The sequence below is a fragment of the Streptomyces sp. NPDC001985 genome (assembly GCF_040296845.1).
In the GTDB taxonomy this organism is placed as follows: Bacteria; Actinomycetota; Actinomycetes; order Streptomycetales; family Streptomycetaceae; genus Streptomyces.
The window spans coordinates 65976-78229 of the sequence record NZ_JBEOYB010000020.1; the positions used below are offsets into that span (position 1 = coordinate 65976).

The 12254-nt window shown below is 71.2% G+C and carries 10 protein-coding genes; 5 read left to right on the forward strand and 5 right to left on the reverse strand.

All coding sequences use genetic code 11. The features are described 5' to 3' along the window. Positions 1–8 precede the first annotated feature (8 nt). Positions 9–665: an MBL fold metallo-hydrolase gene (locus ABT122_RS11800; protein WP_351549097.1), complete on the forward strand. Its 657-nt coding sequence runs from the start codon at positions 9–11 to the stop codon at positions 663–665. Positions 666–824: 159 nt separating this feature from the next. Beyond that, positions 825–1214 carry a hypothetical protein gene (locus tag ABT122_RS11805; protein ID WP_351549100.1) on the forward strand — a complete coding sequence of 130 codons (390 nt, stop codon included), beginning with the start codon at positions 825–827 and terminating at the stop codon, positions 1212–1214. 85 nt (positions 1215–1299) lie between these two features. Here the strand turns inward: ABT122_RS11805 and ABT122_RS11810 are convergent, their stop codons facing one another. From ABT122_RS11810 to ABT122_RS11830, 5 genes are all read right to left on the reverse strand, one after another. Beyond that, complete coding sequence (locus tag ABT122_RS11810) at positions 1300–2322, reverse strand: TerC family protein (RefSeq protein ID WP_351549103.1); 1023 nt, start codon at positions 2320–2322, stop codon at positions 1300–1302. A gap of 286 nt (positions 2323–2608) precedes the next feature. Next, positions 2609–4609 (reverse strand): TerD family protein, encoded by a 2001-nt coding sequence (locus ABT122_RS11815; RefSeq protein ID WP_351549187.1) that lies wholly within the window; start codon positions 4607–4609, stop codon positions 2609–2611. 150 nt (positions 4610–4759) lie between these two features. Beyond that, positions 4760–5377, reverse strand: coding sequence for a TerD family protein (locus ABT122_RS11820; protein ID WP_351549189.1), 618 nt, complete (start codon positions 5375–5377; stop codon positions 4760–4762). A gap of 282 nt (positions 5378–5659) precedes the next feature. Beyond that, positions 5660–7801 carry an excinuclease ABC subunit UvrB gene (uvrB, locus tag ABT122_RS11825; protein WP_351549106.1) on the reverse strand — a complete coding sequence of 714 codons (2142 nt, stop codon included), beginning with the start codon at positions 7799–7801 and terminating at the stop codon, positions 5660–5662. Between the two features lie 125 nt (positions 7802–7926). After that, positions 7927–8886, reverse strand: a complete 960-nt coding sequence (locus ABT122_RS11830; protein ID WP_351549109.1) for an MHYT domain-containing protein — start codon at positions 8884–8886, stop codon at positions 7927–7929. 263 nt (positions 8887–9149) lie between these two features. Between ABT122_RS11830 and ABT122_RS11835 the strand changes: the two genes are divergently transcribed. The 3 genes from ABT122_RS11835 to ABT122_RS11845 all read left to right on the forward strand — a co-directional run bounded on the left by ABT122_RS11835 (position 9150) and on the right by ABT122_RS11845 (position 12219). After that, complete coding sequence (locus tag ABT122_RS11835; RefSeq protein WP_351549112.1) at positions 9150–10124, forward strand: glycerophosphodiester phosphodiesterase; 975 nt, start codon at positions 9150–9152, stop codon at positions 10122–10124. An 80-nt stretch (positions 10125–10204) separates the two neighbouring features. Further along, the gene (locus ABT122_RS11840; RefSeq protein ID WP_351549114.1) at positions 10205–10735 is read left to right on the forward strand and encodes a methylated-DNA--[protein]-cysteine S-methyltransferase; all 531 of its coding nucleotides are present in this window, start codon (positions 10205–10207) and stop codon (positions 10733–10735) included. Positions 10736–10935: 200 nt separating this feature from the next. Continuing rightward, positions 10936–12219: an MFS transporter gene (locus ABT122_RS11845; protein ID WP_351549192.1), complete on the forward strand. Its 1284-nt coding sequence runs from the start codon at positions 10936–10938 to the stop codon at positions 12217–12219. Positions 12220–12254 lie beyond the last annotated feature (35 nt).

Consider the following 12254-nt stretch of genomic DNA (forward strand, 5'->3'; position numbering starts at 1 on the left):
CTGCCCCCATGACGTACAGCGGAGTGGTGAACCCCGGTGGCCCCGCGGATGTGCACGAGCTGACCGATCTGATGATCTCCAAGGTCTCGGTGGGCCCGATGGACAACAACGCCTATCTGCTGCGCTGTCGGGCCACCGGTGAGCAGCTGCTGATCGACGCGGCCAACGACGCGCACACCCTGCTGACCCTGATCGGGGCGGACTCCATCGCCTCCGTGGTCACCACCCACCGCCACGGCGACCACTGGCAGGCGCTCGCCGAGGTGGTCGCCGCGACCGGCGCCCGCACCCATGCGGGGGCGTACGACGCCGAGGGCATCCCCGTTCCGACGGATGTCCCGGTCCACGACGGCGATGTCCTGCGCGTCGGCCGGGTCGAGCTGACCGCGCGGCATCTCGTGGGCCACACTCCGGGCTCGATCGTGCTGATCTTCGACGATCCCCACGGCCATCCGCATGTCTTCACCGGCGACTGCCTCTTCCCCGGCGGTGTCGGCAACACCCGCGAGGACCCGGCCGCCTTCGCCGAGCTGCTCGGCGGGGTGGAGGAGAAGCTCTTCGCCGTGCTGCCGGACGAGACCTGGGTCTATCCGGGGCACGGCAGGGACACCACGCTGGGCGCCGAGCGGCCCCGGCTGCCCGAGTGGCGCGCCCGGGGCTGGTGATCCGCGGCCCCCTCCCCCGGTCACGGCGGTGACCGGTGCCGTCCCGCCGCGCTCCTCGCGGGCGGGACGCGGGAGAAGGAAACGGGGAGGAAACCGCGCGGTGCGTTGTATCGGAGCCGAGCGGCCGGAGTCCCACCGGCCCGGGCGAGGAGACAACCGATGGGAAGACGCACCCGTACCGCCCTGGCGGCGCTGCCGCTGGTGCTGGCGGTGACCGTGACCGGCTGTGGGTCGGACGGCGGCGGACCGGGCGGGGCGCCCTCCCCCGACCGGACCTCGGGGGAAGCCACCGGAGGAGCCTCCGGCCGCGCTTCCGGCGAGGGAGAGGGCGGGGGCGGTGGCCCCAGCGCCGAGCCGAGTCCGGACCCTCAGGAGCGAGGCCTCCGGTTCGCCCGGTGCATGAGGAGCAACGGAATAGCCATGGACGACCCCGTGGACGGCCGGCTGACCCTCAGACAGCAGCGCGAGCAGAGCAGGCGGGCCGCCATGGAGAAGGCCATGAAGGCCTGTCGCGCGTATCAGCCGCGCGGAACCGGGGCGGGCGGCTGAGACGGCTCCCCGGGCGGCGGCACCCGGAAACGCCGGTGGGGGGCGGACAGCCGCAAGGCCGTCCGCCCCCACCGGGAACCGTGCGTCAGGCTTCGACGCTGTTCTTGTCCTTCGGGGTGTCGCCGGGGCCGTCGTCGTTGCCGCCGCCCTCGGCCAGCTCGCGCTCCCGCTGCTTCTTGGAGGCGATGAGGCTGGTGATCGTGGTGATGATGAGCACACCGCCGATGACCGTGAGGGAGAACGGAATCGAGATCTCCGGGACGTGCACGCCGCTCTCGTGGAGTGCGTGCAACACCAGCTTGACGCCGATGAAGCCGAGGATCGCCGAGAGGCCGTAGCTGAGGTGGACCAGCTTCTTGAGCAGTCCGCCGATGAGGAAGTACAGCTGACGCAGACCCATCAGGGCGAACGCGTTGGCTGTGAAGACGATGTACGGGTCCTGGGTCAGACCGAAGATCGCCGGGATCGAGTCCAGCGCGAAGAGCACATCGGTGGTGCCGATGGCGAGCATGACCACCATCAGCGGGGTCATGATGCGCTTGCCGTTCTTCTGGATGAACAGCTTCGTGCCGTGGTACTGGTCGGCGACGCCGAACTTCTTCTCGATGGACTTGAGGAGGCGGTTCTCCTCCCAGTCCTCTTCCTCGTCGTCGGAGCGCGCCTCCTGGATGAGCTTCCAGGCGGTGTAGATCAGGAACGCGCCGAAGATGTAGAAGACCCACGAGAAGTTGGCGATGATCGCCGCGCCGGCCGCGATGAAGATGGCCCGCAGGACCAGCGCGATGAGCACACCGATCAGCAGCACCCGCTGCTGGAGGTGGGAGGGCACCGAGAACTTCGCCATGATCAGAACGAAGACGAAGAGGTTGTCGACGCTGAGGGATTTCTCGGTGATGAAGCCGGCGAAGAACTCGCCCGAGGCCTGGCTGTTGCCGAAGATCGCCAGACCGATGCCGAAGATCACGGCAAGGACGATCCAGACGATGGTCCAGATTCCGGCTTCCTTGATCGAAACATCATGGGGCTTGCGCCCGATGAAGAAGTCGGCTCCGATGAGGGCACTCAGACCAAGAATGGTCAGCACCCACAGGGTCAATGAAACGTCCACTGCGCCTCCGGCGTCGTACGGCTACTGATCAGCGTCGTCGCTGCCGGAGGTCTCTTCCACCCGAGCAGTCCTTGCCGCTCGAGCCGGCGCCCCGGGATCAATGGTGATCCGTACTGACGAGTACGCCGCAGCCGGGAATACTCCCCTCCGCTCACTGGAGCGTACAGGAGGCTCCAAGCAAAGGTAAAGAGCTTGGTAAAGGAAGATTCAAATCCGCAGGTCAGAGACGCTTCTCAGAAGCTCTGGAAAGAGTCTTTCGGGGGTCTTGGAGAGCCGATGCGGGGCCTCAGCGGCCCCAGGCGCGGCGAGCCGCGGCCACCTGATCGAGCACCTGCCCCAGAACGGCGCTGCCAACCGGCACCGAAAGCGGCTGATACGTCCAGGCGTGGCGCACCCAGGGATCGGCCAGGTGATCGTCCGGAACCGGGGTGATCCGCAGCAGCGACCGCCACAGCGGGTCCAGCACCGGCCCGTACGCGCTCGCGTCCTCACGGTCCGCGACCATCATCAGATGGACGCCGACGGCCGGGCCCTCGTCGGCGAGATAGCGCAACTGGGTGACGGCCCGGTCGTCGAAGCCGTGCGGGAAGTCGTTGACGATCAGCAGCTGCTCCCCGGTGTCCAGATCGGGCGGCAGCGCGTCGGCCGCGCCGGCCCGCACCGCCATGGTCACCAGATCCACCCGCCGGGTGAGCCGGTCGAGCGTCCCGGTGACGCCCCGGGCACCGGCGGCGGGCGGATCGGCCAGCACCCCCGAGCCGACCAGGGGGGCGAGCGAGGACGCCCCCGTACCGGCGGGGTCGATCACCTGGACCGAGAAGTCCCCGGGCGGGTGGACGGCGAGCAGCCGGGCCGCGTGGGTGACCGCGCAGTCCATGGCGAGCTTCCGCAGCTGGGGCTCGTCCAGGGTCATGGCGGTCTCGGAACCGGCGCGTCCGCTGTCCACCCACAGACCGCGCTCCAGCGGCAGTCTCAGCAGGAACGGAATGAGCAGATCCGGGGCCTCGGGGAGCTGGAGGTCGCCGAGGCGCACCGCCATGGGGGTCTCCATGGGCACCCGGTAGGCGTGCCAGACGGGGTTGTCCCAGCGGGCGAGGGCGGGCGGCAGCGCGGGCTCGACAACCGCCGACTCGTCGCCGAGCTGGACCAGGTCCCGGTCGAGCGCCTGGCGGGCCCGTGCGGTGAGCTCCTGGCACTTGGCGCGGGCGGCCTCCCGGGCGGTGTCCCCGGCCCCGCCGATACGGCCGCGCGGGTCGTTCAGAGCCTGGTCGAGCTCCCGGTCCAGCCGGGTCTCGGCGAAGTCCACGGCGCTGCGGTAGGCCGCGACGGAGCGGGCCAGGTCCTCGAACATGGCCCAGATCTGGTTGTAGAGCCGCTCCTCCATGGACCAGCCGGTGGCGTCACCCGCGACGGGACGGGCGGGACGGCCCGGTTCGGGCGCCGGTGCGGAGGACGGCGGCGGCGGGGGTGGTGGCGGCGGCGGGGCCGAACGGCGGCGCGGATGGGTGTAGCTGATCGGGCCGCCCGGCGCGGTCGGCGGGTCCACGGGGCCGGAGGCCGGCGGACCACCGCCCCGGAGCCCTTCCGGAATCGCGGCATCCGGCCCGGGTGCGGGTGTACGGCCGCTCCGGTCGCCGCCGGCCGCGGGCCGCCCCGGGGCGCCCGGGCCGCCCGGTGAGGAGATCTGGGCGCCGTCGGCGGCGGTGCCGCTACGGAGCGGAGCGGGCTCGGCGCGGGACGGGCGGGGGACGGCCGCCTCCTGGATGCGGGCGGCCCGTTCCCGGGGGCGAGGCAGGCCCTGATCGCCGAGGAGCTGGGCGAGCCCGCCCGCGTATCCCTGGCCGACCGCGCGCACCTTCCAGGCGCCGTGCCGGCGGTAGAGCTCGACCGCGACCAGCGCGGTCTCGGTGTCCAGCCCCGTGATGGTGAAGCCCGCGACCTCGGTCCCGTCCTGGGCGAGGACCGCGACGAACGGGGCCGCCGTGGCACCGAAGCGGTCCGGGCCCCCGGTGCCGTCGGGCAGCGCGAGCAGCAGGCTGACCTGCTGCGCGGAGGCCGGGACCGCCTCCAGGTCGACGGTGCAGCGAGGGGTGCCGGTGGCGGAGCGGGAGACCTCGACACCGGGCAGCGCCGGGGCGCCGGGGTGCGCGACGGCCTCGTCGCAGACGGTCCCCCGCTCGTCGGTACAGGTGGCACAGACCACGACCGGGTGACCGGCCGAGACGCTGATCACCAGACGGGTGCCGGGCAGTGGATGGTTCTGCCCCCGGACCAGCTCGGCCGTCATCCCCAAGTCCCCCTCGGTGTGCTCGTCGTGGTGCGCGGTCCACATCAGTGGTACAGCCCCCGGCGCCCATGTTGCCTCCGGGAGCCGGACGCGGTCGTCCTGACGGGCCTGACGGGCCCCTGGACACGGGGCCTGCGGTGCGGTGCGGGCCTACAGGTGGGGCAGGATGGACGGAATCAGGTCCTGGAAGGTGCGCCCGTTGGCGGGGTTGCCCATGGCGGTCATCTGCCAGCCGCCGGGGGTGGGCTCCTTGCTGTAGCCCTGGGGACGGCCGTCCTTGACCCGGTGCACCTTCGCCATGATCTGCGCGGTGTAGTGGCCGCCGCCGTCGAGGGTGTAGCGCGCCATCTCCTGGCCGTTGGTCTCGTCGACGATGCGGCAGAAGGCGTTCTTCACCTCCTGGAACGTCTGGCCCGTGAAGGAGTTCACGGTGAAGACGATCTGGTCGATGTGGACGGGCACCCGGGAGAGGTCCACCAGGATCGCCTCGTCGTCACCGCCGGAACCCGCGCCGCCGACCAGGTTGTCGCCGGTGTGCTTCACGGAGCCGTCGTCGCTGACGAGGTGCTGGAAGAAGACGACGTCGACGGGCTGCTTGTCGGCGAAGAGCACGGCCGAGGCATCGAGATCGATCTCCTTGGTGCGCGAGCCGAACAGACCGCGCCGGGCGGCGGCCTGCCAGCCGAGCCCCATCCGCACCGCTGTGAGCGTCGCCCCGTCACTCTTCCGCAGGCTGATGGCCTGGCCCTTGGTCATATTGACCGTCACGCGCGTGTCCCCTTCTCCCTGGCGTCTGCCGACGCGCCGCCGGCCGTACGGGCGGCTGCCCAGCACCCTACGCAGTCGCGTCATCGGTGCGGCACGCTTGGCTGGTTTTCGTGTCGTTCTTGCAACACACCTGGTGTGCCGGGTTCCACGGGTGCGGCGCGGACCCGCCACCCGCCGCCGGGAGACCCGGGACGGACCGGGTGCCGACCCGGGACCGACGGGGTGCCGGCCCGGGACCGACGGCGGCCGGTGGCCCCGGGCCGGGGCCCGGAGCCGCCGGCCTCAGGCGACCCCCGCCTCCCTCATCTGCCGGAGCTCCTTCTTCAGTTCGCCGACCTCGTCCCGCAGCCGCGCGGCCACCTCGAATTGGAGATCGGCGGCGGCGGCCCGCATCCGCTCGGTCATCTCCTCGATGATTCCGGCCAGCTCGGCACCGGGCCGGTCCGTGAGCGCCCCCGGCTCCTTCTTCCCGCCCTTCGCCGCGCCCCTGGCCTTCCCGCCGAGCGCGGGAACCGGTGCCTTGGCGCCCTTGCCGGCCTTCGGCGCCGCGGGCTTGCGGTAGTCGGTGCCGAGCAGCTCCTCGGTGTCGACCTCCTCACGGGCGATGGTGGCGACGATGTCGTTGATCTTCTTGCGGAGCGGCTGCGGGTCGATGCCCCGTTCCGTGTTGTAGGCGATCTGCTTCTCCCGGCGGCGGTTGGTCTCCTCGATGGCCTTCTCCATCGCCGCGGTGATCTTGTCCGCGTACATATGGACCTGTCCGGAGACATTGCGCGCCGCTCGTCCGATGGTCTGGATCAGCGAGGTGCCCGAGCGCAGGAACCCCTCCTTGTCCGCGTCGAGGATCGCCACCAGGGAGACCTCGGGCAGGTCGAGCCCCTCCCTCAGCAGGTTGATGCCGACCAGGACGTCGTACTCCCCGGCGCGCAGTTCCCGGAGCAGCTCGACCCGGCGCAGGGTGTCGACATCACTGTGGAGATAGCGGACCTGGATGCCCAGTTCGAGGAAGTAGTCGGTGAGGTCCTCGGCCATCTTCTTGGTCAGCGTGGTGACGAGCACCCGCTCGTCCTTCTCGGTGCGGAGCCGGATCTCGTGCACCAGGTCGTCGATCTGCCCCTCGGTGGGCTTGACGACGACCTCCGGGTCGATCAGGCCGGTGGGGCGGATGATCTGCTCCACGAAGCCGTCGCCCCGGGAGAGCTCATAGGTGCCGGGAGTGGCCGACAGATAGACCGTCTGCCCGATCCGCTCGGTGAACTCCTCCCACTTCAGCGGGCGGTTGTCGAGCGCGGACGGCAGCCGGAAACCATGGTCGACCAGGGTCCGCTTGCGCGAGGCGTCGCCCTCGTACATCGCGCCGATCTGGGGCACGGTGACATGCGACTCGTCGATGACCAGCAGGAAGTCCTCGGGGAAGTAGTCGAGGAGCGTGTTGGGGGGTGTGCCGGGGCCGCGGTCGTCGAAGTGCATCGAGTAGTTCTCGATACCGGAGCAGGAGCCGATCTGGCGCATCATCTCCAGGTCGTAGGTGGTGCGCATGCGCAGCCGCTGGGACTCCAGGAGCTTGCCCTGCTTGTCCAGCTCGGCGAGGCGCTGCTCCAGCTCCTTCTCGATGCCGTTGACCGCCTTCTCCAGGCGCTCGGGGCCGGCCACGTAGTGGGTGGCGGGGAAGATGTAGAGCGACTGGTCCTCGCTGAGGATCTCGCCGGTGAGGGGGTGGAGGGTGGAGAGCGCCTCGATCTCGTCCCCGAACATCTCGATCCGGACGGCCAGCTCCTCGTAGACCGGGAAGATCTCGATGGTGTCGCCGCGCACCCGGAAGGTGCCGCGGGCGAACGCCGTGTCGTTGCGCGTGTACTGGATGTCGACGAACCGGCGCAGCAGCTGGTCCCGGTCGATCTCCTCGCCGACCTTGAGCTGCACCATCCGGTCGACGTACTCCTGCGGGGTGCCCAGGCCGTAGATGCAGGAGACGGAGGCGACCACGATCACATCGCGCCGGGTGAGCAGCGAGTTGGTCGCGGAGTGGCGGAGCCGCTCGACCTCCTCGTTGATCGAGGAGTCCTTCTCGATGTAGGTGTCCGACTGGGGGACGTACGCCTCGGGCTGGTAGTAGTCGTAGTACGAGACGAAGTACTCGACGGCGTTGTTGGGCAGCAGCTCGCGGAATTCGTTGGCGAGCTGCGCGGCCAGGGTCTTGTTCGGCGCCATCACCAGGGTGGGGCGCTGGAGCTTCTCGATCATCCAGGCGGTGGTGGCCGACTTTCCGGTGCCGGTCGCACCGAGCAGGACGACATCCTTCTCGCCGGCGCGGACGCGCCGCTCCAGGTCGGCGATGGCCGTGGGCTGGTCGCCGCTGGGCTGGTAGGAGCTGACGACCTCGAAGGGCGCCACCGTACGTTCGATCTTGGAAACGGGCCGCATGAATCCACCGTACGACCCCGCACTGACAACCGGGGGCCGAGCGATGTGCGGCGCCCGGCGCGCAGACCGGTCCAGGCCCGGTGCCGGAGGGCATCGGGCCTGGTCAGCAAGGGTACGGAGCGGGGTTACCAGCTGTCGGAGTACGGCTGGTCACGGCGCGGGAAGCCCTCGGCGGGCCGGCCCGCGGGGGGCTGCACGAAGGGGGGTGCCGCCGCGTACGGGTCCTGGCTCCCGGGCCGCTGCGCGAAGGGCCGGTCCGGGGTGCCGGTCCGCTGGGCGGAGGGCTGGGCCACCGGTCGCCCGGCCGGGACGCCGGGGGCGGTGGCGCCGCGGGACTTCTCCCAGCCGGGCTCCCCCATCACCAGCAGCGGGTCGAACATCACGATCACTCCGGCGAGCAGCAGGAAGACCACCGGTCCGAGCAGCATGGGCGCCAGGAGGGAGGTCGGTGAGTCGCCGGTTCCGGCGGAGCCGAAGCTTCCGTGCAGATGGACGCTGACCGAGGCCATTCCCGTGTAGTGCATTCCGGTCACCGCGACGCCCATCACCAGACTCGCGCCGAGGCTGGCGAGGAAGCCGTGGACCGAGACGGCGGCCCAGAGGGCGGCGGTCGCGGCGACGACGGCGATCACCACGGAGAGGACGACGATCGGCGTGCTGTAGTCGACACGGCCCTGGAACCGCATTCCGGCCATGCCGAGGTAGTGCATGGTGGCGACCCCGAGGCCCATGATCGTGCCGCCGGTGCCGAGCGCCATCACGGTGGCACCGCGGTATCCGACGATGAAGATCCCGATGCCGACCATGACGATGGCGACGCCGAGGCTGGCGAAGGTGATCGGCCGGTCGTAGGTGATGGGGGCCTCGTCGATACTGAAGCCCATCATGGCGATGAAGTGCATGGTCCAGATGCCGGAGCCGATGGAGACGGCGCCCAGGGCGAGCCAGCCGGGTCGGAAGGAACCCTCGGTCCGTACCGATCTCGTCGTACAGCGGAGCCCGAGTGCTCCGCCCAGACAGGCCATCACAAACGCCACCACCGGGGTGACAAGGCCATAGGTGAAGCCGTCGAGGGTTCCTTGCATGCGCTGTTTCCTTCGCTCCCGTGGTCCGGCGGTTCCCTCGCGGTGGTCCCTGTGGCCGCTGGCGGAACGTCTTTTCAGAGGGCGACAGTACGACCTAAAGACCATTTGTCAAACATTTGTATGGCGCTCTATCTCCGGAGAAACCATCAGCTGCGGCGGTCTGGGATGATCTGTTCACGTTTTGGCCACACTTCGCCTGTTCCTCGTTGGCCCGTGGATGTCACTCTCACCCCGTTGCCCACCGCACGCCCTGAGGAGTCACGGTGTACGCACGTCTCATCGCAGCAACGGCCGCCGCCGCTCTCGGCGCGGGCGCGGTCCTGGTGTCGGCCCCCTCGGCCCGGGCCGCCGCCCGGCCCCCCGCCGCCCCGAGCCCCGTCGCACAGAACCAGCCGCCCCGGGCCCACGCGGCCCAGAGCGCCGCCGACCGGGCCGGCGCACCGGGGCCGGCCACCGCCCGGCACGGGGACCCCCTGGTGATCGCCCACCGGGGCGCCTCCGCCTACGCGCCCGAGAACACGCTCGCCGCCGTCGACCTCGCCGACCGGATGGGTTTCGCCTGGGTCGAGAACGACGTCCAGCGCACCAGGGACGGCGAACTGGTCGTCCTGCACGACGACTCGCTGACCCGCACCACGGATGTGGAGCAGCGCTTCCCGGGGCGCGCGCCCTGGAAGGTCAAGGACTTCACCGCGGCCGAGATCGCCACGCTGGACGCGGGCAGCTGGTTCGGCGAGCAGTGGGCCGGGGCCCGGGTGCCCACCCTCACGCAGTATCTGCGGCGGGTCGACCGCAACCATCAGAAGCTGCTGCTGGAGATCAAGCGGCCCGAGCTGTACCCGGGCATCGAGGGGGACACGCTGCGGGTCCTGGGCGAGGAGGGCTGGCTCGACCGCTCCCATGTCAAACGGAAGCTGGTGATCCAGAGCTTCGGGGCGGCCACGGTCGAGGCCGTGCACCGGCAGCGCCCCGATGTCGTCACCGGGTTCCTGGGGACGCCCGCGGTCGCCGACCTGCCGTCGTACGCGGCCTTCGCCGACCAGATCAACCCGTCGCACACCACGATCACCGCCGACTGGGTCGCCGCGGCGCACCGCCTCAAGGGACCGCACGGGAAGCGGCTCCAGGTGCACACCTGGACCGTGAACGACGCGGCGGGGGCGGTGCGCGCCGACGGCTTCGGGGTCGACGGAATCATCACCAACAACCCCGACATCGTGCGGGACGCCGTGGGCTGAGCGGCGGTCCGCCGCCCGGGAACCCCCGCACGGCGCCGGTACGGCCGGGCACTGTCAGTGCCCGGCCGTACGGTGGTTCCATGAACAGCTTCGAGTGGACCGTGGTGAGCAGCGACATCGGACCCCTGTTCCTCGCCGCGACCGGTCAGGGCCTGGTCTGTGTGGCCTTCCACGCCGAGGGGACGGTCCGGGAGCAGGCGCTGCGCCGGCTGTCGGCCCGGCTCGGGAGCGAGGGCACCGAGTCCGCCTCGGGCCTGCTCGCCGAGCCGATACGGCAGTTCTCGGCCTACTTCCGGGGCGAGCTGCGGGAATTCTCGCTGCCGCTCGACTGGTCGCTGTCGGGCGGCTTCAACCGGCAGGTGCTGCGGGAGCTGGCCTCCGGTGTCCCCTTCGGTGCCGTCGTGGGGTACGGCGAACTGGCCGCGCGAGTCGGTCAGCCGGGTGCGGCGCAGGCCGTGGGGGCCGCGATGGGCTCCAATCCGCTCCCGCTGGTGGTGCCCTGCCACCGGGTGGTGGAGACGGACGGAAAGCTGGGCGGCTTCGGCGGCGGGGTGGAGACCAAGCGGCAACTGCTCGCGCTGGAAGGGGTGCTGCCGCGACCGCTGTTCTGAGAGACCTCAGAGATCCCTCCGAGATCCCTCCGAGATCCCTCCGGGAGACCTCAGCCAGGCCTCTGGAAGACCACGACCCGGACAGCTCTGGCGCGGGGTTTCGGTGCTGTCACGGCGGCTGGCACACTGCGCGAGTGAGCATCAGCCCTGACACATCTGACATATCCGGTTCCGGAGAACCGGGCGCCCCGGCGGCCCCGATGCCGCCCGGCCCGGGCCGGACCCCGGCGGGCGGGCCGCTGCCGGAGGGCGGGCTGCCCGCGCTGCGCCGCCGGACCACCGCCGTCCTCGTGCTGAGTCAGATCCTCGGCGGGCTCGGCGTCGCCACCGGGATCGCACCGGCCGCCCTGCTGGCCGAGGAGGTCAGCGGCAGGGCCGCGCTCTCGGGGCTGGCGCCGACGGCCACCGTCACCGGCACGGCGCTGCTCTCCGTGCCACTGGCCGCGCTGATGACCGCCCGGGGCCGGCGGCCCGGGCTGGTCCTCGCCTACACGATCGGCGCGCTCGGCGCGGCGGTGGTGGTCATCGGGGCCGCCGTGGAGAGCTTTCCCCTGCTGCTCATCGGCATGGCCGCGTTCGGTGCCGGCTCCTCGGCGAACCTCCAGGCGCGGTTCGCCGCCGCCGATCTGGCCGTACCCGAACGGCGTGGGCGGGCGATCTCCCTGGTCGTCTGGGCGACCACGTTCGGTGCGGTGCTCGGGCCCAACCTCACGGCCCCGGCGGGCCGCACCGTCTCCGGTCTGGGCATTCCGCCCGAGGCCGGGCCGTTCGTCTGGGCGGCCGGAGTGTTCCTGCTGGCCGCCGTGCTGGTGCAGTCGCTGATGCGCCCCGATCCGCTGATCACCGCGCGGGCCCTCTCCCCCGGCGACCACACGCCCGGGGGACGCTCGCTGCGGGCCGGAATCAGGGCGGTCGGGGAGTCACCGATGGCCCGGCTGGCCCTGATCACCCTGGCCGTCTCGCACGCCGCGATGGTGGCGATCATGTCGATGACCCCGCTGGCGCTCAGCGGGCACGGCGCGGACATCGAGCTGATCGGCCTGGTCATCAGCGGCCATATCGCGGGGATGTACGCCTTCTCGCCGGTGATGGGATGGCTGGCGGACCGGTTCGGCCGGCTCACCGTGGTGGGACTCGCGGCGGGGTTCCTGGCCGCCGCGGCCCTCTTCGCCGGTACGGCGGGCCCCAGCCACACCCGGGTCGCCCTCGGGCTGTTCCTGCTCGGACTCGGCTGGTCGGCGGGGATGGTGGCCGGATCGGCGCTGCTCACGGACTCCGTGCCGCAGCCCGCGCGCGCGGCGGCCCAGGGGGTGTCTGATCTCGCGATGAACACGGCGGCGGGTGTCAGCGGTGTGCTGGCCGGGCTGATCGTCGCCAGGGCGGGGTACGACTGGCTCAATCTGGCCGGCGCCCTGCTCCTGCTGCCGATGGCCGCCCTGGCGGTCCGCCGGGCGGTCCGCGGGCCGGGCCCCGGGAGTCCGTGACGGGATTTCCGCGCGGGTGCGGGAACAGGCGTCCG